At 45.6% G+C, this 26,763-nt stretch carries 18 protein-coding genes and 1 pseudogene; 15 read left to right on the top strand and 4 right to left on the bottom strand.

Annotation, left to right across the window (positions count from 1 at the left end):
* Positions 1-181: 181 nt before the first annotated feature.
* From QT990_RS12150 to QT990_RS12140, 3 genes and pseudogenes are all read right to left on the bottom strand, one after another.
* Positions 182-1,547: pseudogene (locus QT990_RS12150) on the bottom strand (IS4 family transposase).
* Between the two features lie 834 nt (positions 1,548-2,381).
* Positions 2,382-2,663 carry a DUF2127 domain-containing protein gene (locus QT990_RS12145; RefSeq protein WP_333145561.1) on the bottom strand — a complete coding sequence of 94 codons (282 nt, stop codon included), beginning with the start codon at positions 2,661-2,663 and terminating at the stop codon, positions 2,382-2,384.
* Between the two features lie 309 nt (positions 2,664-2,972).
* Positions 2,973-5,891, bottom strand: coding sequence for a CBS domain-containing protein (locus QT990_RS12140; RefSeq protein WP_333145524.1), 2,919 nt, complete (start codon positions 5,889-5,891; stop codon positions 2,973-2,975).
* Between the two features lie 325 nt (positions 5,892-6,216).
* On the opposite strand from QT990_RS12140, the gene psbZ reads away from it, so the two are divergent.
* From psbZ to QT990_RS12085, 11 genes are all read left to right on the top strand, one after another.
* A complete protein-coding gene (gene psbZ, locus QT990_RS12135) occupies positions 6,217-6,408 on the top strand; it encodes a photosystem II reaction center protein PsbZ (RefSeq protein WP_190735314.1) in 192 nt (63 codons plus the stop codon).
* A 220-nt stretch (positions 6,409-6,628) separates the two neighbouring features.
* Entirely contained in the window at positions 6,629-7,222 is a 594-nt protein-coding gene (gene ribH, locus QT990_RS12130) for a 6,7-dimethyl-8-ribityllumazine synthase (RefSeq protein WP_333145530.1), read from the top strand.
* A 225-nt stretch (positions 7,223-7,447) separates the two neighbouring features.
* Positions 7,448-7,609, top strand: coding sequence for a hypothetical protein (locus QT990_RS12125; RefSeq protein WP_333145533.1), 162 nt, complete (start codon positions 7,448-7,450; stop codon positions 7,607-7,609).
* A gap of 675 nt (positions 7,610-8,284) precedes the next feature.
* Complete coding sequence (locus QT990_RS12120; protein WP_333145536.1) at positions 8,285-9,523, top strand: sedoheptulose 7-phosphate cyclase; 1,239 nt, start codon at positions 8,285-8,287, stop codon at positions 9,521-9,523.
* Positions 9,524-9,525: 2 nt separating this feature from the next.
* The gene (locus QT990_RS12115; protein WP_333145539.1) at positions 9,526-10,329 is read left to right on the top strand and encodes a class I SAM-dependent methyltransferase; all 804 of its coding nucleotides are present in this window, start codon (positions 9,526-9,528) and stop codon (positions 10,327-10,329) included.
* Between the two features lie 368 nt (positions 10,330-10,697).
* Complete coding sequence (locus QT990_RS12110; protein WP_333145542.1) at positions 10,698-12,092, top strand: ATP-grasp domain-containing protein; 1,395 nt, start codon at positions 10,698-10,700, stop codon at positions 12,090-12,092.
* Between the two features lie 2 nt (positions 12,093-12,094).
* A complete protein-coding gene (locus QT990_RS12105) occupies positions 12,095-13,120 on the top strand; it encodes a D-alanine--D-alanine ligase (protein WP_333145545.1) in 1,026 nt (341 codons plus the stop codon).
* Positions 13,121-13,466: 346 nt separating this feature from the next.
* Complete coding sequence (locus tag QT990_RS12100) at positions 13,467-14,105, top strand: Uma2 family endonuclease (protein ID WP_333145549.1); 639 nt, start codon at positions 13,467-13,469, stop codon at positions 14,103-14,105.
* Positions 14,106-14,345: 240 nt separating this feature from the next.
* Positions 14,346-14,969 carry a Uma2 family endonuclease gene (locus tag QT990_RS12095; protein WP_333145554.1) on the top strand — a complete coding sequence of 208 codons (624 nt, stop codon included), beginning with the start codon at positions 14,346-14,348 and terminating at the stop codon, positions 14,967-14,969.
* Between the two features lie 271 nt (positions 14,970-15,240).
* Positions 15,241-16,563 (top strand): 30S ribosomal protein S12 methylthiotransferase RimO, encoded by a 1,323-nt coding sequence (gene rimO, locus QT990_RS12090; protein ID WP_333145557.1) that lies wholly within the window; start codon positions 15,241-15,243, stop codon positions 16,561-16,563.
* A 1,172-nt stretch (positions 16,564-17,735) separates the two neighbouring features.
* The gene (locus tag QT990_RS12085) at positions 17,736-19,202 is read left to right on the top strand and encodes a DEAD/DEAH box helicase (protein WP_333109100.1); all 1,467 of its coding nucleotides are present in this window, start codon (positions 17,736-17,738) and stop codon (positions 19,200-19,202) included.
* An 824-nt stretch (positions 19,203-20,026) separates the two neighbouring features.
* Here the strand turns inward: QT990_RS12085 and QT990_RS12080 are convergent.
* Positions 20,027-20,578, bottom strand: coding sequence for a hypothetical protein (locus QT990_RS12080; RefSeq protein WP_333465281.1), 552 nt, complete (start codon positions 20,576-20,578; stop codon positions 20,027-20,029).
* A gap of 527 nt (positions 20,579-21,105) precedes the next feature.
* Here QT990_RS12080 and QT990_RS12075 point away from each other — a divergent pair.
* The 4 genes from QT990_RS12075 to QT990_RS12060 all read left to right on the top strand — a co-directional run bounded on the left by QT990_RS12075 (position 21,106) and on the right by QT990_RS12060 (position 26,743).
* On the top strand, positions 21,106-22,308 hold the full coding sequence (locus QT990_RS12075) for a Coenzyme F420 hydrogenase/dehydrogenase, beta subunit C-terminal domain (protein WP_333142543.1): 1,203 nt from the start codon (positions 21,106-21,108) through the stop codon (positions 22,306-22,308).
* Positions 22,309-22,406: 98 nt separating this feature from the next.
* Positions 22,407-23,441 (top strand): M28 family peptidase, encoded by a 1,035-nt coding sequence (locus QT990_RS12070; RefSeq protein ID WP_333465280.1) that lies wholly within the window; start codon positions 22,407-22,409, stop codon positions 23,439-23,441.
* Between the two features lie 188 nt (positions 23,442-23,629).
* A complete protein-coding gene (locus tag QT990_RS12065) occupies positions 23,630-25,552 on the top strand; it encodes a leucine-rich repeat domain-containing protein (protein WP_333142545.1) in 1,923 nt (640 codons plus the stop codon).
* A 48-nt stretch (positions 25,553-25,600) separates the two neighbouring features.
* Positions 25,601-26,743 carry a leucine-rich repeat protein gene (locus QT990_RS12060; protein ID WP_333142546.1) on the top strand — a complete coding sequence of 381 codons (1,143 nt, stop codon included), beginning with the start codon at positions 25,601-25,603 and terminating at the stop codon, positions 26,741-26,743.
* The last annotated feature ends 20 nt before the right edge of the window (positions 26,744-26,763 follow it).

Raw genomic sequence — 26,763 nt, 5'->3', positions numbered from 1 at the left:
TAGTCTAGGACACAAAAACCAGGTTTCTTAACGCAATTGCCCCATTTTCGGTTGAGGGCGATCGCGAGAAACCCGGTTTCGACACTTCGGCGAAGCTGAGGGTGCAACCATTACTCACAATTTAAGCTAAAAGCACTATTGTCAATGAGTAATTTTACTCATTTTTTACCTGTTGACCCAATTAAAATATGACTCCATTTGTTCCTTTATTATTGAAAAAAAATTGTTCTGGACTTCTTTTAGTTCCAGGGAAAGGAGAAATAATTAGCCTGACATGAGGTTTTCATGCCTAGCTTAACAGTCCCTAAATCTTGATTTTTATCGGCGGCAGAATACTTAACTATGTCAGAGGCTATTCCTTTTTGATAGGCAACAGAAAAATGATACATTCCCCGATAAATCATTTCTAATGAAACCCGTTCAATTGGTACTCCTAATTCATCGGCAACCGCATCTCCTAAATCTACTAAAACCCCATAAAATAGCCAATTAGCCCTGATTTGGAGCTTGATTCCGTTTAATTAATGAACCTGTCCCTAAATAGCTGAGATTTAATCATCTTTTTACTGTCCAAAATGCGTCTTCAATTCGCCAGCGTCTTTGATATAAATCTGCTACTACATAAGGCGGCACTATTTCAGGTTCTCGGACACTTGTCAGATAAGAACGCCAGGAAGTATTAGATCGAATCTGTACTAATCTTATAGTCAAATCTGGTGTCTGTTTTGTTCCTGCACCTATTTTAATTATCTGGTCTTTGACATCCTAAGTATTGGTTAATAGCCGCTCGATTTGATAAGATGCACCTTTCTTGATTCGAGTGATAAATCCAATTTTTTGAGAAATGAGTTTTGACAAAAAAGCGAAGTGATAGAAGCCTCTATCCAATAATAGTAAGGTTTTCGGCTTAACTGTTTTTAGTAAATTTTCCTCCCACTTAGTATCTGCTTGTTTGGGATTTTACCCAACCAAATTTATTCGTAAAGATGAGTTACTAGGTCTATAATTACTCCCATCTTTCCGGCTAATTGACCAATTGGCACATCTGATAAACTTTCTAGTTTACGAAATAAGGCTTCTAATGTTGAGCCGTCAGCTATCCAGATATTTTCAAAGTTTTTTAAGCAAATTGTACGCTATCTGGTAATGGTCTCGATTTTCTTGTTAACCATTTTGGGCGAAAATGAGGCAATAATTATTTAAATACTTTTTCAAATAAAATTGCTGGAAAACTTAAAAATCTGAGTGATAATGCTTGTTGGCTAATTTCTTGTGGCTGACACCATAAAAATCCTTCTCTATTTAATAATCTGGTTAATTCTGTTAGTCCTGCTACGGATCGCCATAATAAACTGGCGGATTGCTGCCATCATTAATGGTAGTGTTAGAATTCTATCTCTTAAATTTAGTTGCCGATAAAAAGTTTTTTGGGCAGCCATTGCCGGAATTAATAAATCTTCCAAGTGATTCGCGATCGCTTCATTTTCTACTTGGGGACGATTTTTTTGCTTTGCATGATCTCGGTTGATTCGTTTTTTGCGAATCATAACTGGTTAGTTATGGCTCAACTGCTTGCCCGGTAAAGGTTTCATCCTATTTTACTTTTTTTGGTCTACCCCCTTGACAATTTGCACTTTTTCTTAACTTGTCACAAATGATCGCCCGCCACTGTTATCGATCGCAATGCCACGCCAATCGAGCCCACAACTTATTAATAATGATAATCGCGCCCTTGTGTGGAAGAGTCCTCCTACACAGGACTCTCCCACCCTTACCTCTTATTTGATTATCATTATTAACCAATTATATTTATTCACAAAGGGGTATTGACAAAATCTACTCCTTTCTAACTTGTTACCAATGGTAAGTGATGCCGAACCCTCACCCTCCTATGCCTAAAGTCGCGTTAATTCTGCCTTTGCCCTGTTAGAAGGCTGTTGCTGGCCCTAAGTTCATCTTTAGTTGATGCCGTTTCCCAAACTATGCTACCGCCTTTGGGTTATTTCGCAGAGTTAGGGCGGATGTTCGATCGCTCCTAACTATCGTTTTTGCTTCTTCTGTGCTATTTTTGCATCTGGCGATCGTTTTATTGGAATATTCCACCAATTCTATCTCTACCACCTGTATTAAAACTTAATACAATATTTTTCCAATAAAAATCCCGCTCTTGTGGAACGGGAAAGCCATCAGGGTGCATCTATATATATGTCACTATAACTCATAGGGGGTATAACCCCTCGTAGCTTTATCAAATCTTTACCATTACAAAATTTTTGTAAAGATTGAGGTTTTTATTTGACTGATCAGCCGTTTTATGAAATTAAAATGGAAAATGCTGACATTTATAAAATCAAGTGAGTTTCCTCTGAATAATCAAAACTTTAAGCTCCTTTACCCTGCTTCGGCAAATGGTGGAGCAAATACCATAAGATGGCTACATTTGTGATAAATACCGCTAACTTAAGTACCGTGACCCCGTGAACTAATTCATATATTTCAGGGGGTATACTGATGCTTACCAGCACTAAAACTAAGATTGTTGCCCAGTCTTTTTCGTACCACAAACCAACGGCCTCAAAAGCAGTTAATACTGCATAAAGTGCTGCGACAAGTCCGCTAAGCAGTAAGCTTTTAGGCTTGAGAATTAGAACTTTGTCTAAGATTAATTAAATAATTTTTAGTTTGCTTTCTAACAAATAAGATTGCGAAAATTGTTCTAAAAATTGATGATTTTTTAATGCAAAAAGCAAAGCAATCGAAGTTACTGTCAAGAGGGAAGCCACAAATGTTTTGTAAAGGACAATTGCGATTAAAGCAGGAGCGTGATGTTTCTTCACCTTAATTCTCGAAATATCAATAATGTGCGATCGCCTGGTTAGCCTGTTTAGGATTGAAAACTTAAATTTTAGTAGAGTGCGTCAGCAATTAGCTAATCTATTATATCAGAAATAACGCGCTGCTGACGCACCTTACTAAGCTTGAGGATAACGTTGTGCTAAGAAAGAGATAGCAGCAGCCCGATCGCCCAAATCGCCATCCAACTTCGCCGCCAACAAATCATCCAACATTCGTTTAAACCCAGGCCCTGGCTTATAACCCAAAGCCTTCAAATCGTTGCCATTTAAAGGCGGCTCAACATTCGCCCATTTGGTGAGATATTCCCAGATTTGGCGACGTGCACTTCGCGGACTTTGTAGGGCGATCGCAATTAACACCGGCAATTCATAATTTCTCAACAGCAACACCAATTGACTCGGCAACTCGCACTTAGGCAAATTCTCTGCTAACTGCTTCTTTCCGGCTTCCAAAACTTCCAACCGCTTAATGCTGTCAGCGGGTAACTGAAGATTTGCAGCCACCTTGCCGCGATATTCCGGTGCTAAATAAGCGATTAAAACTTCCAGCCGCATCTGCCAATCGGGAATATTGATAATGGGGAATGGGGAATTGGGCATCGGGAATTGGGCATTGGAAATAGTTGCTTTTTCTTTTTCTTCCTTCTTCCCTATTCCCTCTTCCTTCTTCCCTCTGACTCGTGACTCACCCTCAATCATTAATCCGTGTATCCGTGTCAAAATCCGTGTCGTGCCTTCCTTCTTCCTTCTTCCATTCAAACACCGATCGAGCAAACGCAGTTGTCGCCACAACTCCCGATCCAACTCCAAACTAGGATGAATGCAGCGCAAAGCCTGCAAATCTCCCAGCATTTGCAAAGCAACTTTCCAGTAAGGAGCTTGCAAAATGTATTTCAATTCGCTTTTGAGCCGAGTTTCCAAAGCCGGAGCTCGGCCATTTTCCCCCTGAATTCGGTAATAAATCCCGCTGGCCAAAGCGTGGCGGATGTATCCTTCCGTCTGCGGCTCAATTTCAAATCCCAACCGCACCGCAAACCGCACAGCGCGATAAATTCGCGTCGGATCTTCGATAAAACTATTGGCGTGCAAAACTCGAATTTGCTTCGATTCCAAATCCAGCAAACCGCAAAAAAAGTCTAACAATTCGCCGCTGCGAGGAACACCCAAGCGCACAGCCAGGGCATTAATTGTAAAATCCCTGCGGTACAAATCTTGGCGAATCGAACTCGCTTCAACTTCAGGATTTGCAGCCGGATAAGGATAAAATTCAGTGCGAGCCGTAGCGATATCCACCCACAGCGAGCCGAAAGCAGAGTCTTTGTGCCACAAAAGCGCGGCGGTTTGAAATTGACCGTGAACGTCCAAACGCGATTCGGGGTAAAGTTTTTGCAGCGAGGAAGCTAACTCGACACCAGCACCGGAATCGTCGGAACCGCACTTTCCATCCACAACCAAATCGATATCTGTTAGCGCCAGTGTATCATCCGTGGCTAAGAGTAAATCCCGGACTGCTCCACCCACAATATAAAGTTGCCAGCCGCGCTCTTGGGCAAGATTGGCCGCGATCGACAATAATTGCCATAATTCGGGACTGATGCGCGATCGCAACAACTGCTCAACCGATTCGGGCGCGGCACAATAAGACAATTCTGTATTGCTTCCCCTGTCTCGCGCTTTTTGCTGGTGCAATTCCCGCAACACATCAGTCCGAGTCACAATTCCTACCAGTTGACCGTTTTCCAATACTGGCAAGCGGCCGATATCGTATGTCACCATTAAAGATTCAATTTCCGGCAGCAAGGTATCTGGGGCGATCGTTTTTAACTGCCAAGTCATGTAACCCTTCACCGGGGCGTGACTGAAACCGTGGTGCAGGGCAATGTCAATGTCGCGGCGCGAGATAATGCCGGCGAGTCGATCGCCCGCATCGACCACACAAAGCCCGGAATGTCCGTAACGTAGGAGGATACGGTGAGCTTCCCCCACCGATGTTTCCGGGCGAATGCTCCGCACTGGAGACGACATTAATTCGCGCGCTGTCGGAGGGTGGGGAATTTGAGCTTTGAGTTCGTCAGCTAACTGATTTAAAGTCAGCAGGGGGTCAACATCGCGGGTGGCGAGGGAAGCGGCGCGGGCGTGGCCTCCACCACCGAAGGGTTTGAACAATTCGCTGAGGTTTGTGCCTTCGATGCGCGATCGACCGATAATAGTTAATCGATTGGAAACTGGCGATTCGGGATCGATGTTGCGGTTGTTTTCGTTTTCGCCAAATTTATAAACATTACCTAACAGCAGAGCATCGGTTTCAGTTAAATCGAGCAAGCGAGAAGCCAGAGAAGAAAGTCCCGGAACGTAAGCTTCAGTAGATAGCAGCACCCAGGCTACGCTGTAACCGTGCAAAGTTTCCGATCGCAAATTCTTGAGCGCTTCTCTGAGCAAATCTTGCAATTGAGGAGACAAAGCGGGTTCTACATATTCAGCTATTACCCCCAAACTCGCTCCCTGTTCCATCAACCACGCCAAAGCTATTGCATCTCGCGCAGTTGCGCCCTCAAAGGTGAGGGAACCTGTATCGACGTGGATGCCGAGGGCCATTACTGTTGCTTCCGAAGGCAGAAGGCGGAATGGTGTGTCGCTCTTTTCTGCTTGATTTTTGAGCTTTTCGACAATTAATGTCGTGCTGGCTCCGACTGCTTCGATTTGGCTAACAGTAGCCCGGATGTCTGAATGCGCCTCCTTGTGGTGGTCGAAAACAGCAATTTCGTTGAGGTGTGGCAAATCCAGCCACTCGGCGGCTTTTCCCAAACGATCGCGCCCGGAGGCATCAACTATAGTAATCGATCGAATTTGTTGCGGATTGACCGATCGGCGTTCAATCAGTGGGTACTCGTCGCGGTGTAGCGCCAAAAAATCCCGCACTGTCGGGTGACACCCGCCCGTCAATACGATCCTGCTACCGGGGCGCAGCACGCAAAGTCCCACCGCCGCCCCCAAGGCGTCAAAATCTGCTGTTGTGTGGCACAAAACTAAGTCCATAGCCGAAAATCCCGCATCTCTCACTCACAGAGTAGCAATTTCTCGGGCTCTGACACCGGGCGATCGCACTGTAACTTAACCTTCAGCCTGTATCGAATCCAGTTTTCTGTGCTGTAGCCAACAATGATAAAATTGATAAAAATCTCAAAAGTCGCTGACGCCTGTTCGCGCAACGCCCGAATTTGCACGGGTTCTTTCTTATCAATCAACCGACAATCTCTCGATCGACTATCGGGAAACTGTCAAAAACTAGAATTTGGAAGATTTTTTCCGGTTCTGGGAAGCTATTTCTGATCAACGCACGGTTATATCGAAAGGAGAAAAGATGTTATCAATTCTGTTTCAAGTGGTTTTACTGGGTCTGGTACTGCTGTCTTTTGTGATGGTCGTTGGCGTCCCGGTTGCTTATGCCTCTCCCCAAAACTGGAATCAGTCTAAATCCCTGATTTATGTCGGATCGGGTCTCTGGTTTTTGCTGGTTATTGCAGTGGGTGTATTGAACTTTTTAGTCGTTTAATTTCACCCAACTCTATCTAATAAAGAAGGTAAAAGATAGAAGGATGAAGGCATTCACCAGCGATTGAAAGGCATTCGGCAGAAGCTAGGAATTTTCCACACCGCGCGATCCTGTATGTTTTTGTACTTGAGATTCAGATGAGATGCTGCTGCTTTCTGACTTTTGCCTTCTCACAAACAAAACTCTAAAACCTAAAACCTAAAATCTAAACTAGAACACTATGACTGTTTTCGAGGGAACTTTTACTCACACCGAATCTTTGCGATTTGCGATTGTCATCGGTCGTTTTAACGATTTGGTCGTCAACAAACTTTTGGAGGGATGTCAAGATTGTTTGAAACGCCACGGGGTTGATATTAATCCTCATGGCTCTCAGGTGGACTTTTTTTGGGTTCCGGGAAGTTTTGAGATTCCTTTGGTGGCCCGCCAAGCTGCTCTTTCTCACCGCTACGATGCGGTAATTTGTCTGGGTGCGGTAATTCGGGGCCAAACTCCTCATTTCGATTTTGTGGCTGGTGAGGTTGCTAAGGGAATTGCTGCGGCTGCTTTTCAAACAGGGGTGCCGGTGATTTTTGGGGTGGTGACGACTGACACGATGCAGCAAGCTTTGGAAAGGGCTGGAATTAAAAGCAATTTGGGCTGGAATTATGCGATGAGTGCTTTGGAAATGGGCACTTTGATGCGCCAAGTTAAGGGTTTGGGAACACACTCTTACGATCATCGATTAACTACTGGATCTGCTGGTCAAGTGCTTTCGGGCGAAGGAAATCTGTCGCTCGCCCCCGATGTATCGTCGGATCAAATCCCCTCGTAAGTTGGGCTAGCAGTATTTTTAAGCTCAAAAAACATCCAGATTTGTATCGGAAAAAATCTTAAGACTCTTGTGGGGTGGTGATTATGCCCGCCCCCAAGGTAAAAATTCCACGGGAGCATCTCATATTTGCAAAAACACTTCTTTCTTCTTCCTTCTGACTCTTTTCTCCTGGCTCCTGACTCCTGACTCCTAATTCCAATTTCGAGCTTTGCTGCTTTCATTGAGATGCTCCCAATTCCACTGTTGGCCGATCGACAAATTAGACCAATATCTTGCCAATTGGAAATGAGCACTTTGATGCCTCAAGTTAATGCTTTGGACGGAAATTCTGACGCTTCATTACCTGCGTCTGCTGCTGTTAAAGTGCTGTCGGGCGATCGGGCTTGATGTGTGTTCCCAGGAAATTTGGTAATCTAAAATCCGGGTTCATTATTCCCTTTATTAACTAGGCATAAATCGGCTGATTGGATATTGAATTTGGTTGATAATAGACCTCTTGCAAAAATAACTAGGACGGGCTCTGGGGCCCATCCCACAAGAGTTATTTTTTCTTGTGGGATGGGCGTCCCGCCCGTCCAAGAAATTTATGAAAAGGACTTTTGCAAGAGGTCTAATCAACTGGAAATACACAGCGAACCCGATCAAAAAAGATAAAGTGATTTCAACGATCGATCGCAACGAGTCGTTTTAATAGGTGAGGAGGCTGTAATTTCGGGTTTTCCCGATTTGTCTCTGGATAATATTATATTAAAAGAAATATCGATTTTTACTGAATATGGTTGCATAAAGATGAGAAATTCGTTATGTTGAATTTTGTGTAAGCATTGAGGCGGTCTCAAATCAATCCTCTAAAGGCTTTAAGTATAAATACTCGAAAAGCAGTATTTAACCTACTCTTAACAAACAACTCTGAAAGTAAATTTTTAGGTGGATTGTTAAGTTCATATTAAATGACAATTTGTCAAGTTAATGCCTAGGAAGTTTGCCAGCAAAAGGATTGATACTTTTGAAGCTCGCCCAGATACTTACAGTTACTAATCAACATGAAAGTGCAAAAATCTTATGGGTGACATTCAAGCTACGTTTACATCTACCGATCGTGCTTTTCATATTGAAGGGTACGAAAAAATTGATTTCAGCTTGCTATATGTAGATGGTGCTTTCAAGCTTGAAAATCCAGAGATTGCGGAGAGTTACCGCCAATTTGGTCGCTGTTTAATGGTTGTAGACGAAACAGTCTATGGTCTTTATGGTGCACAGATGCAGCATTATTTCAAGTATCACGAGATAGATTTAACAGTCTTTCCAGTGAATATCAAGGAACCTGATAAGACGTTAACAACTGTTGAAAGCATCATAGATGCCTTCGTGGATTTCGGACTCGTGCGGAAGGAGCCTGTTTTGGTGGTCGGTGGTGGATTGACTACTGACGTAACTGGTTTTGCCTGCTCATCCTATCGCCGTCGAACTAACTACATTCGCGTACCGACAACCTTAATTGGGCTAATTGATGCCAGTGTGGCGATCAAAGTAGCTGTGAACCACGGTAAGCTGAAAAACCGCCTCGGTGCTTACCACGCTTCGCAGAAAGTAATTTTAGATTTCTCCTTTCTGAAAACTCTGCCGATCGACCAAATACGAAACGGCATGGCAGAGTTAATTAAGATCGCCGTAGTAGGCAACAAAGAAATCTTCGAGTTGTTAGAAAACTACGGCGAAGCATTACTGCATAGCCATTTTGGTTATTTAGACGGCACATCTGAACTGCGCGAAGTGGCCCATCGCTTAACCTACAACGCGATTCAGTCAATGCTGGCATTAGAAGTACCAAACCTCCACGAGCTAGATTTGGATCGGGTGATTGCCTATGGTCACACCTGGAGTCCGACGCTGGAACTAACACCGGAAATTCCGATGTTCCACGGCCACAGTGTCGCCATCGATATGGCTTTTTCGGCGACTATTGCTGGGCAGCGGGGCTACATTTCGATCGCCGACCGCGATCGCATCTTAAGATTAATGAGCCGCCTCGGACTAGCGATAGACAGCCCTTATCTGACATCAGAACTGCTCTGGAAAGCGACAACATCGATCAGTCGTACCCGCGACGGCCTTCAACGCGCTGCGGCTCCATGCCCCATTGGTGACTGCTTTTTCATGAACGATTTGACTCGAACTGAGTTGGATGAAACCCTAGCCGTGCATCGAGAAATCTGTCAGGGCTACCCGCGTCATGGCGATGGCGAGGATATGTATGTGGTATTGCAGAAAGTTGGAACTCGTTCCACAGCCGGGGTATAAAGATGAGACCCGTTACCCCAGTCGGGATTTTAGCCTCTTTACTCGAAAGTCTCGCCTCGCAAGTAGAAAAAATCGATAATCTCGATCGAGCTTTCAAGGCCCAATTACAACAAGCCTACGAACTAGCAAATGGTCTCGATCCGTACCTGAACCTTTGTACCACGCCGGAATCTCCCGCCTTAGCCGCGTTAGTAAAGCGCACCCAATCAGAAGATTGGAGTAAGCGATTCTCTGACGGCGAGACAGTGCGCCACTTGGAACAGGAAATGCTTTCGGGCCATGTGGAAGGCCAAATGCTGAAGTTTCTCGTCCATCTCACCAAAGCACAGCGCGTACTGGAAATAGGGATGTTTACCGGGTACTCAGCACTAGCGATGGCGGAAGCACTGCCGGTGGATGGAGTGGTGGTAGCCTGCGAAGTAGATGCTTATGTAGCTGAATTTGCCCAGAAGTGTTTTCACGAATCTACTGCCGGTCACAAAATCTCAGTGAAGGTGGCACCGGCTCTAGAAACCATGAAACAATTGGCCCAAGACGGGGAAGTCTTCGATTTGGTGTTTATCGATGCTGATAAAGCTGGATACACAGATTATCTCGATTTATTGCTCACCACTGGGCTGTTGGCTCCCAATGGCTTGATCTGTGCAGACAATACTCTGATGCAGGGACAGCCCTATGTGTCGGGTACTGCTACTGATAACGGAGTTGCGATCGCCAAATTTAACCAGGCTCTAGTTGACGATCCGCGCGTAGAGCAGGTGTTAGTGCCGCTGAGAGATGGATTGACCTTAATTCGGCGCGTTTAGTAGAACAGTCCTAGACGCATCAAAACCTGCATAAACCGGGTTTTTTGCCCTATTGGGCGGGCTGTAACGAAGTCCGATCGTCAAAAAACCCGGTTTCTAAGGGATGAGAATTAAATAAAATCCACTTTTCATGACTGTTGTGGGATGGGCGGGACGCCCGTCCTTTCTGGGCGGGCGGGACGCCCATCCCACAAGAAAAAAGGGAAATTATTTAATTGACGATCCTAACCACCCGTGCGTAATATCAAATCCGCGCCTCATCCGCATGATTGATCTGTCTCTTCTGGAGACTCGGCGCCAACAGCGTCATCTGCGGTTTAATCATTCAAAAACCACCGCTAATTAGAGTGTCTACTTACTAGGAAATTATGCTCGAAACAGTTTCTGTGGCAGCGATGCCATCTGAACAGGAAACAAACACTGGGAATAGGCGCTTCCAGACAGCCGTTAAAACTATAGCAACCTTAATTTTGCTGCTATTGGTACTGCCCCTGAATATTGCTTTAACTGCGATCGCCCTACTGAGATCCATCATCATCAAACCGTTTCAGTCTCGATCGATCGCGGACTCTCCCCAAACGATTTTGATTAGCGGCGGCAAGATGACCAAAGCATTGCAGCTAGCCCGATCGTTCCATAAGGCCGGTCATCGGGTAATTTTGGTAGAAACCGAGAAATACTGGCTGACAGGTCATCGTTACTCTTGGGCAGTCGATCGCTTTTACACAGTACCAAATCCGCAGACAGAGGAATACCCCCAAGCACTCTTGAAAATTGTCCAACAAGAGAAAGTTAATGTTTACGTTCCAGTCTGTAGTCCAGTCGCCAGTTACTACGATGCCGAAGTCAAAAGGGTACTTTCTCCCCACTGTACGGTAATGCACGTAGATGTCGAAACTCTGCAACGTTTGGATGATAAATATCAGTTTGCAAAAGCCTCGGAAGCATTGGGGCTGCGAGTTCCGAAGTCTTATCGCATTACTAATCCCCAGCAAGTAATCGATTTTGATTTTAGTGACGCACAGCGTCCATATATTATCAAAAGTATTCCCTACGATTCTGTCCGCAGGTTAAACTTAACTAAATTACCCTGCGAAAACCCTGCAAAAACTGCCACATTTGTCAACTCATTACCAATTTCCGAGAGTAAACCTTGGATTATGCAAGAGTATATTCCCGGGCAAGAATTCTGCACTCACAGTACAATTCGTGATGGTCATCTTCAGTTGCATTGTTGCTGTGAATCGTCGGCGTTTCAGGTGAATTACCAGAATGTCGATCGCCCGGATATCGAAAATTGGATTCGTCAGTTTGCCAAGAGTCTAAATCTGACGGGACAAGTTTCCTTTGATTTCATTCAGGCGGCGGATGATGGAGAGATTTACGCGATCGAATGCAACCCGCGCACCCATTCAGCCATCACGATGTTTTACAACCATCCTGATGTGGCAAAAGCTTATTTGGAACTCGACCCTTTACCACAGACTGTGCAGCCTTTGGCATCAAGTCGCCCGACTTACTGGATTTACCATGAAATTTGGCGATTGGTGACTCATTTGTGGTCGCCAAAGCTAGTTTCTGAGCGGTTACAAATTATCGCCCAAGGCAAAGATGCCATCTTCGAGTGGGACGATCCACTGCCCTTTTTGATGGTGCATCATTGGCAAATTCCCTTGTTGTTATGGGGAAATTTACAGAACCCGAAAGAGTGGATTCGGATTGATTTTAATATTGGCAAACTTGTGGAAATAGGGGGAGATTGAGGATGTCAGTAGTACGGGTTTTGCATTTAGTCGGCTCGGCAGTTAGCGATTTTTACTGTAATTTATCGCGGCTTTATGCAGAAGATTGTCTGAAAAATGCTGCTAATTCAGCACTCTATGAATTTCATATTGCCTATATTTCTCCCGATGGCCAATGGCGTTTTCCCACCTCTCTCGATCGAGGTGCGATCGCAGCCGCTAATCCCATGTCTCTAGCGGGCGCTGTAGAGGTGCTGACACAGCTAAAGATTGACGTAATGGTACCGCAGATGTTTTGCATCCCCGGCATGACTCAATACCGCAGCTTGTTCGATATGCTGAGTATTCCTTATGTGGGTAATCCGGCAGAGTTGATGGCGCTGGTGGCTGATAAAGCCAAGACTAAGGCAGTAGTAGCGGCCGCTGGGGTAAGTGTACCGTTGGGAGAAGTTGTCCGCGCGGGCGATCGAACCTTGATTGATTTCCCAGCCGTCCTCAAACCACTAAATGGCGATAATTCCATTGGAGTAACCTTCGTTCAAGATGCTGCTGACTATGATGCAGCTTTGCAGACAGCATTGACTCATTCCGAGGAAGTGCTCGTTGAAAAATTCATTGAATTGGGTAGAGAAGTTCGCTGTGGAATTATCATCAAAGCAGGCGAATTAGTCTGTTTACCACTAGAAGAGTATGCTCTAAATGCTGACACAATGCCGATTCGGAGTTATGCCGATAAGCTGAAACAAAATGACGATGGCAACTTGATCTTGACTTCTAAGGATAGTACCAAGTCGTGGATAGTTGACACCAGCGATCCGATTACGGAGAGAGTTTGGGATATGGCCAGAAAATGCCACATCGCTTTGGGTTGTCGCGATTATAGTCTCTTTGATTTTCGCATCGATCCGCAGGGAAAACCTTGGTTTTTGGAAGCGGGGCTATACTGTTCTTTTGCTCAGAAAAGTGTGCTTTCTGCAATGACGAAAGCATCAGGAACTTCTCTGGATACTTTTTTTGAAAGTATGTTGCAAAATGCCTTGCAGAGATGACTCAGGCTGAGTTTGCGATCGGAGTAAGCTGTCGCGCATTTAAACTGTATATTCAGGGCGGGCGGGACGCCCACCCCACAAGACTTTAAATTTTTTTGACATACAATTTAAAGGCAGAACAGCTTAGCTAAAACATCACAAAATTTGTGAAATAATGATCGTATCAAGAACTTCTGTGGATACTTTTAGATTCAGTCGATCGGCGCGATCGGTATTTTGATATTATGGACGCAAAATTATACCAAACTTCACTTCCTATGTCAAGGATTGTCGGTAAAGTGCCGACAATCCTTGTGCCATCTTTTAGCTTTCCGCATACTAATCACCAGACAGAGGAAACCACAACATGATCCAAACCATATCCAAAACAATCACGTTTGATGAGTTCGTTGCTTGGTATCCAGAGAACTCTGTCCATAAGTACGAACTACATAATGGAGTAATTGTTGAAATGCCTTTAGGAACCGGCCGCCATTCCCGCGTTATAGGTTTAACCAGGGACGAAATCAGCGCAGAAATCAGGCGACTGAAATTGCCTTGCTTTATCCCCGGCGACTGCCTGCTCAAACCCGTCCGCAACGAGGCGGGCTACCTGCCAGACGCAGTTGTCCTAGACGAAGCAGCTCTGCGCCAGAGAGAACCGCGCTGGGATACGGAATCCATCATCACGATGGGGTCTTCGGTGCGACTGGCTGTAGAGGTCGTCAGTACCAACTGGCGGGACGATTACCATCTCAAATTCGCTGACTACGAAGAAATGGGCATCCCCGAATACTGGATTGTGGACTACCTTGGTTTGGGCGGCCGCAAGTTCATCGGCACTCCCAAGCAACCCACGCTCTCGGTTTGCCAGTTGGTTGACGGCGAGTATCAAATCAGCCAGTTTCGGGGAGATGACCGAGTTGAATCGCTGGCTTTCCCAGAGTTGAGGTTGACTGCCGAGTTGATTTTTCGAGGCGGTCTGCCCTTAACCGAGCCGAGCTAGAAGGAGTGGGGGCGATCGGGTATCAAAAGGATATCAAATGGGTACAAAAGGACACCAATTTTGTGACAAATCGGCGTTTTGTACCAAGTTTTGTACCAAGTGCTGTTTTGTAAGGACGGGCTATCTAAATTATATCAGCTACAGTTTAATTTGTCAAGGATTAGAGGCAACGTTGCCTGTAATCCTTGTGTAATATTTGAGCTTTCCGCATACTAATCACCAGACAGAGGAAACCGCAACATGATCCAAACCATATCGAAAACAATCACGTTTGATGAGTTCGTTGCTTGGTATCCAGAGAACTCTGTCCATAAGTACGAACTACACAATGGAGTAATTGTTGAAATGCCTTTAGGAACTGGCGACCATTCCGACGTTACAGGTTTCATTTCCGGTGAAATCAATTTTGAAATCAGGCGACTGCAATTGCCTTACTCTATCCCTAGTGATTGCTTGCTCAAGCTTGCGCGTAACGAATCTGGCTACCAGCCAGATGTAATTGTCCTAGACCGAACCGCACTTGCAAGCGAACCGCGCTGGAAAAAAGAATCAGTCATCACGATGGGCTCTTCGGTGCGACTAGCTGTAGAGGTGGTCAGTACGAACTGGCGGGATGATTATTTTTTCAAAGCTTCCGACTATGAAGAAATGGGCATTCCCGAATACTGGATTGTAGACTATCTTGGTTTAGGCGGTCGCAAGTTTATCGGCAATCCCAAACAACCCACTCTCTCGATTTACCAGCTAGTAGATGGGGAGTATCAGGTAAAACAGTTTAGGGGAAGCGAAAGGATTGAGTCGTTGGCTTTTTCAGAATTGAACTTAACAGCAGAGAAGATTTTTCTGGCTGGCTTGCCGAACTAGCAAGTCGAAATTATGCAAAGGGCGTAAGATTGTCGAAGCCTTCCGACGACACCAAAACCTGACAATTGGGTCAAAATCTGGCAGCGAAAAAGCGGGAAAGTACGATCGCACAAACCGTAAAAATCCTCACCTCGTTCACGATCGCACAAATATCACACAACACCTGCGGACACCACAACAGTCCAGATATTCCACATACACATTGCAATTTTTTTAATTGTGTGATACCATAAAACGTTCTCAAAAATAGCGCAACACTAACTATTACTGCATGGCAACGAAGCCAACGATCGCATTTACTCACCTCGGCTGCGAAAAAAATCGCATCGATACCGAACACATGATCGGCTTGCTGGCTCAAGCGGGCTATCAAGTCGATTCTAATGAAGAATTAGCTGATTATGTTGTAGTCAATACTTGTAGTTTTATCCAAGCGGCGCGAGAAGAGTCAGTCCGCACCTTGGTAGAATTGGCAGAAGCTAATAAAAAAGTAGTCATCACCGGCTGCATGGCACAGCATTTTCAGCAGGAATTGCTGGATGAATTGCCGGAAGCAGTCGCAATTGTCGGCACTGGCGACTATCATAAAATCGTCAATGTTATGCAGCAGGTGGAAAAGGGCGATCGAGTTTCCCTCGTCTCTTCAGAACCTACTTACATCGCTGACGAAACTACTCCGCGCTACCGCACGACATCGGAAGGTGTCGCGTATCTGCGTATAGCAGAAGGCTGCGACTACCGCTGTGCATTTTGCATTATCCCGCACTTGCGCGGAAATCAACGATCGCGGACGATCGAATCTATCGTCGCGGAAGCTAAGCAATTAGCCTCGGAAGGGGTAAAGGAAATTATCTTAATTTCTCAAATTACCACCAACTACGGCAAAGATATTTATGGCGAACCGAAACTAGCCGAACTACTGCGCGCTTTGGGTGAAGTAGATGTGCCTTGGATTCGGATGCACTACGCCTATCCTACAGGTTTGACTCCGCAAGTTGTCGAGGCAATCCGCGAAACGCCCAACGTTTTGCCGTATTTGGATTTACCCCTGCAACACTCGCACCCGGAAATTCTGCGGGCGATGAATCGGCCTTTTCAAGCTGGGATCAATGATGCCATAGTCGATCGACTCAAAGCAGCACTTCCCGGCGCCGTGATGCGGACAACTTTTATTGTCGGCTTTCCCGGCGAAACCGAGGAACACGCAGCACACTTGCTGGAATTTGTCAAGCGCCACGAATTCGATCACGTAGGAGTTTTTGTATTTTCGCCAGAAGAAGGAACCCCAGCCTTCAGCTTGCCCCAGCAAATACCAGCAGAAATAATGGAAATGCGGCGCAATGCGGTAATGGCGGCACAACAACCTATATCATTGAAGAAGAATCAAGAATCTGTCGGTCAGGTAGTTGATGTCCTGATAGAACAAGAACAACCAGAGACAGGTGAGTTGATTGGTAGATCCGCTCGGTTTTCCCCAGAAGTAGATGGACTCGTCTATGTGACAGGAGAAGCGCGACTGGGATCGATCGTATCTGTGAAAATTACTGGTGCAGATGTCTACGACCTCTACGGTCAAGTCGATTTTAGATTTTAGATTTTAGATTTTAGATTGACTGCACAGACTGATCTGGGAGCTCGATCTTTTGTCTAAAATTGTGGGATCGACCCTCATGAGTTCACGTGGCACTGTATCCGGTGCTAGGCGGGGTCAAGTCGATTTTAGATTTTAGATTTTAGATTTTAGATTGACTGCACAGACTGATCTGGGAGCTCGATCTTTTGTCTAAAATTGTGGGATCGACCCTCATGAGTTGACGTGGCACTGTATCCGGTGCTGGGCGGGGTCAAGTCGATTTTAGATTTTAGATTTTAGATTTTAGATTGACTGCACAGACTGATCTGGGAGCTCGATCTTTTGTCTAAAATTGTGGGATCGACCCTCATGAGTTCACGTGGCACTGTATCCGGTGCTAGGCGGGGTCAAGTGTAAGTGTTGCTGGAACTGTCGCCTGAGACGGTGTGGCGAACAAAAACCAGACACCAGCCAAAAATGATTAGCGGATTGTGCAGCAAAAGTAACGGTTTGTACAATATTGTGCAAAGATAGGTAGCAAAGGGTTCTAAACTTTTTTAGCCCCTATCTGGCAATCGACGCTCCCCCTCGGGGTGCGGTTATCTCTACAGAACGATCGGAAAATTTTAACGAATTTAATGTTTTGTTTCTGAATGTAAAGAGTTATGATAGTAACAAGCCAGAAATAAGCGGGGAGAATTTGAGATTGCTTCGCCGTCCGCCCTACACCACAACGGTATCCCGAAAGAGTGTTGAGATGGATAGGCGGTAACGGTCGCTGCATCCCCTGCTCAATCCCGCAGGCGACGGATTGCGGGATAGCGCCTGAACCAACAAACCTATTACTACTATGTTGTAGTGAAGTGGGGCTGGCATGATCCTCACTATAAAATGCCTAAGAGGGAAAGCTTGCAAGTACCTCAAAGGAAGTCCAATGTCCTATTTTAAGAATGTTGGAAGCCCATAAGCCGACCGCTGGCGGTTGGTATCGGTGATGTCACAAAATCAAAGACGGCTGTCGAATTGGTAAATTTAGTCACCATCGACGGAGCTGCCCTATACTCGATTGCTATTTAAGAAGGTGCGCGCAGGCGCAGCACCATAAAGAACTCTTATGAGTTCCTGCCGCCGAGCAGAAATCCGCATCCGAGTTGGGCAACTTAGAAGGCTAAGACTCGTTATTAGGAGCATTAATGAATTTATTGTTTGAAGGCTTAGGTCTTTCGGAAGAACTCGTTCTCCATCTGGAAACACTAGGCTTTACAGAACCTACTCCCATCCAAGTACAAGCAATTCCGCACCTGTTAGCAGGTCGCGACGTTGTGGGTCAAGCCCAAACAGGGACAGGCAAAACGGCAGCATTCTCGTTGCCCATCTTGGAGCGGATTGATTTAGATGTAACTGCGGTGCAAGCACTGGTGCTGACGCCGACTCGCGAATTGGCGATGCAAGTAACTGAAGCCATCCGCGATTTGAGCGGCATCAGCAGCGACGGCCCGGTAAAAGTGGGTCGCTCTCTGCAAGTTCTGACAGTGTACGGCGGTCAATCGATCGATCGTCAAATGCAGCGTTTGAAGCGCGGCGTTCACGTCGTTGTCGGTACACCCGGACGCATATTGGATATGCTCAGCCGCGGCAGCCTGAAACTAGACAAGGTAAAATGGCTGGTTTTGGATGAAGCTGACGAAATGCTGAGCATGGGCTTTATTCAAGATGTGGAAAAAATCTTGGATGCAGCACCACAAGAACGTCAAACGGCATTTTTCTCGGCGACGATGGAACCTTCCATTCGGAAACTGGTGGCGCGGCATTTGCGTAACCCAGTCAACGTCACCGTAGAACAGCCAAAAGCAACGCCAAAGCGCATCAGCCAAGGCGTGTACATGATTCCCCGTGGCTGGTCGAAGGCAAGAGCTCTACAGCCAATCCTAGAAATGGAAGACCCGGAATCTGCACTGATATTTGTGCGGACTCGGCAGTCGGCTGCAGAACTCACCAGCCAACTGCAAGCAGCAGGTCACAGCGTTGATGAGTATCACGGTAATTTGAATCAGGCACAGCGGGAACGCTTGCTGCATCGGTTCCGCCAATGTCAGGTGCGCTGGGTAGTGGCGACTGATATTGCGGCACGGGGTTTGGACGTGGATCACTTGACTCACGTTATTAACTACGATTTGCCCGACAGTGTGGAAAGCTACGTTCACCGGATCGGACGCACGGGCCGGGCTGGTCGCGAAGGAACGGCGATTACGCTGATTCAACCGGTCGATCGCCGCAAACTGCGCTTGATTGAACGCCACGTGCGATCGAGCTTGACGGTGCGAAACATTCCGACACGGGCGCAAATTGAAGCTCGTCAGTTGGAAAAGATGCAGGGTAAAGTTCGCGAAGCTTTGGCTGGCGAACGGATGGCATCTTTCTTGCCTCTGGTGTCTCAGTTATCCGAGGAGTACGACTCCCACGCGATCGCCGCTGCTGCTTTGCAAATGGCTTTCGATCAAAGCCGTCCTGCTTGGATGGGCGCTGATTACGCTCAACAAGAAGATCCCCCGATTGGTGGAGAAAACAGCGTCAAGCCTATCTTGATCAAAAAGCGGGCTAAGACTGGTGAGGCGACTTTTTCTGGAGCACCGAGTGCTCCTGTTCCCCAGAACCGCTAATTGGTAGGGTGCACTCGGTGCACCTTATTTAGAATTACTGTAGAGATGCGATCGATCGCACCTCTACTTTTTTTTATGGGTGCGATCCCAAATCCGAGCTCCCTCGCCGGTTGAAACCGCGAACAAACTTTCGTCCACTCCTAGCGGACTGAGAATTGGATAAGGAATGAGAATTAAATAACTTCCACAAGTTTGTGGGATGGGCGTCCCGCCCGTCCTTTTTGGACGGGCGGGACGCCCATCCCACAATAACAATTAAAATTGTAAGTTATTTAATTCGCGATCCTAAGTAAAGATGGAAGTTAGCGATCGGACAATTTCTGTAACTAATTCTAGGCTGAGTACGTTAATTGAAGAATTGGGCACTGAGTGTCAAAATGTTATTACTTTATATCAATTCCGGTTGGATTGGAATGATTAAACCGCAGAGTACGCAGAGAACGCAGAGGAAGAGAACAGAGAGATGAATAATTCCGATGAAGGGCGGATTTGATATTAATCGATCAACTTCAGTTACCTGATTTGAGCGATCGACAAAAAGCGGAAATTCTAGCAGAGTTCCTTCCTCTCTGCAATCCATCTCAACGTTCACTGCGGAGAGGATTTTCAGACACTAATTGCTGAGGAAATTACACAATTGTCGGATGATGATAAAGAGGATTAAGGAGACGCGGGCGATTCCCTACGGGATAGCTACGCACGCGCGTACATGAGGAAAAAGCCCTCCAGTCAACTCACAGAAAGGCTAAAAATCCTCATAAATAAGGAATAAAGTCCTTACTACAAACTTGTGAACCGGGACTTTTGCACTGTTATTTAATATTTCAGTTTAGCTGCGTGCTCACAATAATTTTTTGCACGCGATCGCCCTTAATTTCCACAATCAAATTAGAAGCCTTTTGGTCATTGCTGTAAGTCAACCGAGTCACTCCACCCTGCACGGATTGCGACCCGTAACCGTAAGTTTTAACGACTTTTTGGCTGTTATCTCCTAGCTTCACACCATCAATTGTCAGAAACTTGGGATTGGTAGTAGAAATTAAATAAACTTTGCCCTTCCATGCTGCTACCGTCAATCCTGAGTAGCTTAGCGTGCGAATCTTGCCGCCGATCCCAGGCCCAGCAGGTTTAGTTTCGTCGCGCTGTGGTTTTCCCAACTTACGTTTTGCCTCTTCTACAGACATCCCCAACCGAACCTCGCCAATCCCCAGGCGCGAATAGTTCAGCGCCGCCGGCTTTTGTGTCGCGCTGAGCATTCTTTCTAGAGTCGCAACAGTTTGATTCGTAGCGGGGACAGGACGAACTAAAGCAGCAAATCCTAAGCTCGAAATTGCGAGATTCATCATGATGCCAACGACGGCTGTTGTCACAAACATTTTTACCATTTTTTTATAGCTTTATTTGGCAATGTATTCGCGCGATCGCCCGCTAGATCCGGATTGATACTAATAGGACTTACACAAACACTCCTAGACGCACGGCGATGCTCTGAAACCGAATTTTTTTACCCAAACTACACAAAGAAACCCGGTTTTTACCATAAATCTTAGGTTTAACAGTGAGGTATTCAGGAAGAAACCGGGTTTTTAGCGCAACCTAGGTAAGTCCTGACTAATATTTTTTAAGCTTTGAAAACCGCCAATTTCGGGCGAACCGAATTTGCTCCCGCACAAGCTTGCGTCCGCCTGCGAGGAATGACAGAAAAGACCTCTTGCAAAAATAATTAGGACGGGCAAGATGCCCGCCCCACAAGAAGAAATAACTCTTGTGGGACGGGCATCTTGCCCGTCCCATCAATTGATGAAAGGATTTTTGCAAGAGGTCTAAAGAATAAAGGAGGTAACAACCGAAATTGCTGTGATATCCTAACAAAAGCCATATCTGCATAAAATAAGTAATTTAGATGACCGCAACAGATTCTACTAAACACCAAAAATCCAAGGCCCTCAAACCGGGTAGCCGCCGCCCCGCTAAAGAACTTTGCAGCGAGTGCGGTTTGTGCGATACATATTACATCCATTATGTCAAGGAATCTTGTGCTTTCTTAACACAGCACATCGCGGAATTAGAAGAAGAGATTCACGGGCGATCGCGCAATCTCGACAATCCCGACGATTGGTATTTTGGAGTCAGTCAAAACATGATGGCGGCTCGGAAAAAAGAGCCGATCGAGGGTGCTCAGTGGACGGGGATCGTCAGCACAATTGCCATTGAAATGCTCGAAAAAGGAATTGTAGAAGGCGTTGTTTGCGTCCAAAATACTAAAGAAGACCGCTTTCAACCGATGCCGATAATTGCTAGGAATCGTGAAGAGATTCTCGCAGCAAAAGTCAACAAACCCACTCTCTCTCCCAATCTTTCAGTATTAGAACAAATCGAAAAATCGGGGATGAAGCGGCTGTTAGTAATTGGCGTCGGCTGTCAAATTCAAGCTTTGCGAACAGTCGAGAAAAAACTCGGTTTAGAAAAGCTCTACGTTTTGGGGACTCCCTGCGTGGATAATGTCAGCCGCGCGGGCTTGCAGAAATTCCTAGATACGACTAGCCGTTCTCCGGAAACTGTGGTTTCTTACGAGTTTATGCAAGACTTTAACGTTCACTTCAAACACGAAGATGGTTCGGAAGAGAAAGTGCCGTTTTTTGGCTTGAATACTAAGGAATTGAAGGATGTTTTTGCTCCTTCTTGTTTGAGCTGTTTTGATTATGTGAATTCTTTAGCAGATTTAGTGGTGGGCTACATGGGCGCACCTTTTGGCTGGCAGTGGATTGTGGTGCGAAATGACACGGGGCAAGAGATGTTAGATTTGGTAACGGATCAGCTTAACACTCAGCCGGTGATGTCTAAGGGAAACCGAAAAGAGGCGGTTCAGCAAAGTATTCCAGCTTATGAAAAAGGAGTGACTTTGCCGATGTGGGCGGCGAAGTTAATGGGCGTGTTTATTGAGAGAATTGGGCCGAAGGGTTTGGAATATGCCCGTTTTTCAATTGATTCTCATTTCACTCGTAATTATCTGTACGTGAAGCGGAATTATCCTGAGAAATTAGAGGCTCATGTGCCGGAATATGCTAAGCGGATTGTCGCGCAGTATAAGTTGCCCGATGTGTAAACTTGTAGGGTGCGTCAGTCAAAAGCTGTTGGATTATTGAAAAAATAACGCTAACTGACGCACCCTACTACTCAAGCATAGCCAAGGATAGAAAACAAATGCAATTGGGAAAGATCGAATTATGGAATCGCGGAACGTTAACTAGACTGGCTATCCTTAGTACGATCTTAATTACTCTAATTAGTGGGATATGGTTGAGTATGATTGCAATGCCAGGGAAAAGCTACAGCGGGACAATTCCCCCTTTAACAGCACAGGAAATCTCGCTCCGAGATGCTTTACAGCGCGATGTGGAAAAGCTCGCTGGTGAAATCGGAGAGCGCAACTTTATACAATATCAAAAACTTGGAGAAGCCGCTGACTTTCTCGAAGCATCATTTCAAAAGGCTGGCTATAAAGTTGAACGACAAGAATATAAAATTGATGATAATTTTTATTATAACATAGAAGTGGAGATTCCAGGGGGAAAAAAGGCAGATGAAATCGTTGTAATTGGGGCACATTATGATTCTGTGGTGGGGAGTCCAGGGGCAAATGATAACGCAACTGGGGCGGCGGGAGTTCTGGCTTTAGCGAGAATGTTTGCAGGTAAAAAGCCGGAAAAGACTGTGCGTTTTGTTGAGTTTGTGAATGAGGAACCGCCTTTTTTCTGGACTGCTGATATGGGGAGTTTGGTTTATGCCAAAAGATGCAGAGAGCGTAATGAAAAAATTGTTTCGATGCTCAGTTTAGAAACAATTGGTTATTACTCAGATGCCAAAAACAGTCAGAAATATCCAGCACCATTAAACCTTTTTTATCCTACGTCGGGAAATTTTATCGGATTTATTGGCAATACATCCTCAAGTAAACTGGTTAGAGAGGCGATCGCATCTTTCCGCCGCCATGCTGATTTTCCCTCGGAAGGTGCAGCAATTCCGGGTGGCATTCCTGGTGTTGGTTGGTCTGATCAATGGTCTTTTTGGCAACATGGTTATCCAGGGCTGATGGTTACAGATACTGCTCCCTATCGCTATCCTTACTATCACACGGCGCAAGATACACCCGATAAGGTTGACTGGGAACGGACGACGAAGGTGATAGCTGGATTGGAAAAAGTTGTGGCTGATTTGGTGGGAGTTGATATTAATTAGTTGCGTAGGGTGCCCAGCGGGGAAATATCCTCGCTCGGCACAGAATATCATGCAAAAAGACGCAGCTACTAATTAGTATAAGTTGCCTGAGTGAGGTAATTCAGAGAGTTTTTAATAGATTTTTTGCAGGGACACGGTATTGCCGTGTCTTTGTTGTATACAGTTCAGAAAATTAGAGTTACAAGATTATGACACTTATATTTGCACAGAAACACATGAATTTACCAAAGGCGATCGCAGTTACTTGTTGTGCGATCGCCCTAGCATCATGTGGAAATAGACCTTCGGAGTTGGCCGCACAGACGCAACCGGGAAACAGTGTACGAACATTTGCCGATTGGTGTCGCCAAAAAGCTTCTTTGAGCCGTGAAGCTAAATATACAGTTGAGGTGCTGTTGAAGAAAGCAGGGGCTACCGAGTGCGATCCGGCTAATCAGAAACTTTCGAGTCTCGCGGGACTCGATCTCAGAAACAATCAAATCAGCGACATCCAACCCTTGGAATCCTTGACTAACCTGACTGCGCTTCTCCTCGGCGACAATCAAATCAGCGACATCAAACCGCTAGAATCCTTGACTAACTTGACTGGACTCGACCTCTTCAACAATCAAATCAGCGACATCAAACCGCTAGAATCTTTGACTAACCTGACTTGGCTCCACCTCGGATTCAATCAAATCAACGACATCCAACCCTTGCAACCTTTGACTAACCTGAGTCTGCTCTACCTCTTCAACAATCAAATCAGCGACATCAAACCGCTAGAATCCTTGACTAAACTGACTTCGCTCCACCTCGGATTCAATCAAATCAACGACATCAAACCGCTAGAATCCTTGACTAAACTGACTGAAATCCGTCTCGACTACAATCGAATCAGCGACATCAAACCGCTAGAATCCTTGACTAAACTGACTGAACTCGACCTCAGCTTGAATCGAATCAGCGACATTAAACCGCTAGAATCTTTGACCAACCTGACTGTGCTCAACCTCAGCGACAATCAAATCAGCGACATCAAACCCCTAGAATCCTTGACTAAACTGACTGCGCTCAAACTCAGGGGAAATCCGATCCCTCCCAAAACTTGCCCTATGAAGCCAGACTCTATTTGTGACTGGGGACATAGACTTTCCGCGAAGGCCTCCGAGACGCAACCGAAAAATAGTGGACGAACATTTGCTGATTGGTGTCGCCAAAAAGCTGATTTGACTCCTGAAGCTAAACATACTGTTGAGGTGCTGTTGCAGAAAGCAGGGACTACTGAGTGCGATGTGGCTAATCAGAAACTTTCGAGTCTCACGCAACTCGACCTCGACTACAATCAAATCAGCGACATCAAACCGCTAGAATCCTTGACTAACCTGACTTCGCTCTGGCTCCGCGGCCATCAAATCAACGACATCAAACCGCTAGAATCCTTGACTAACCTGACTCGGCTCTGGCTCAATAACAATCAAATCAGCGACATCAAACCGCTAGAATCCTTGACTAACCTGACTTGGCTCTTCCTCGGCAACAATCAAATCAGCGACATCAAACCGCTAGAATCCTTGACTAAACTGACTTCGCTCGAACTTAACAACAATCAAATCAGCGACATCAAACCGCTAGAATCCTTGACTAAACTGACTTCGCTCGAACTCAACAACAATCAAATCAGCGACATCAAACCGCTAGAATCCTTGACTAACCTGACTCGGCTCCGTCTCAACAACAATCAAATCAGCGACATCAAACTTTTGCAATCCTTGACTAAACTGACTTCGCTCGAACTCAACAACAATCAAATCAGCGACATCAAACTCTTGCAATCCTTGACTAACCTGAATGGGCTCGAACTCAACAACAATCAAATCAGTGACATCAAACCGCTAGAATCCTTGACTAAGCTGAATGTACTCACGCTCGACAACAATCAAATCAGCGACATCAAACCGCTAGAATCTTTGACTCACCTGACTTGGCTCTGGCTCAATAACAATCAAATCAGCGACATCAAACCGCTAGAATCCTTGACTAAACTGACTTGGCTCGGCCTCAGCGGAAATCCGATCGCTCCCAAAACTTGCCCACTAAAGCCAGAGTCTATCTGTAAGTGGGAACCCTGAAATTAAATGCTCAAACTTTACTGTTGGGGAAATTAGAGGTACAAGATTATGACACTTATAGTTGCACACAAACACATGAAGTTACCAAAGTCGATCGCACTTACTTGTTGTGTGCTTCTAGCATTATCTGGAAATGGACTGTCTGCGAAGGCAGCAGAAACGCGATCGGGAAACAAAACATTTGCTCAATGGTGTCGCGAAAAAGATTCTTTGAGTCCAGAAGCTAAACATACTGTTGATATGCTGTTAAAAATAGCAGGAACTACTGAGTGCGATGAGGGCGATCGCCAACTTTCTAGTATCACAGGAATTAGCTTTACGAAGCAAGGAATCAGCGACCTCAAACCGCTAGCATCCTTAACTAACCTGAACGTTCTCCGGCTCATCAACTGTTCTATCAGCGACATCAAACCGCTAGCATCCTTGACTAACCTGACTTTGCTCAACCTCAGCAGCAATCAGATCGTTGACATCAAACCGCTAGCATCCTTGGTTAACCTGAAAGTGCTCAACATCGGGAACAATCAGATCCGCGACATCAAACCGCTAGCATCCTTGACTAACCTGACTGAAATCGTCCTCATCGAAAATCAGATCGATGACATCAAACCGCTAGCATCCTTGACTAACCTGAAAGGGCTTTTCCTCCGCAGCAATCAGATTGACGACATCAAGCCACTAGCATCTTTGACTAACCTGGCTGGGATCGATCTCGCTGGCAATAAAATTAGTGACATCAAACCGCTAGCATCTTTGATGAAACTGACTTTTATCGACCTCAGCAGCAATCAGATTAGTGACATCAAATCACTAGCATCCTTGACTAACCTGGAAGGGATTAACCTCAGCTCGAATCAAATCGTTGATATCAAACCGCTAGCATCCTTGACTAACCTGGAAGGGCTATCACTTAACAAGAATGAGATCGCTGATCTCAAACCGGTAGAATTCTTGACTAAACTGGAGATTCTCTGGCTCAACAACAATCAAATCGTTGATATCAAACCGCTAGCATCCTTGACTAAGCTGACTTTGCTCTCACTCGAAAACAATCAAATTGGCGACATCGAACCGCTAGCATCTTTCACTAAACTGACTGAACTCTACCTCAGCGGAAATCCGATCGCTCCGAAAACTTGCCCACTCAAGCCAGAGTCTATCTGTCAGTGGGAACCACAAACTGAACCATAAAAATTTAGTAGAATTACACC

The sequence above is a fragment of the Microcoleus sp. T3_B1 genome (assembly GCF_036700445.1).
Lineage (GTDB): Bacteria > Cyanobacteriota > Cyanobacteriia > Cyanobacteriales > Microcoleaceae > Microcoleus.
This window is presented reverse-complemented; position numbering and strand designations above follow the sequence as displayed.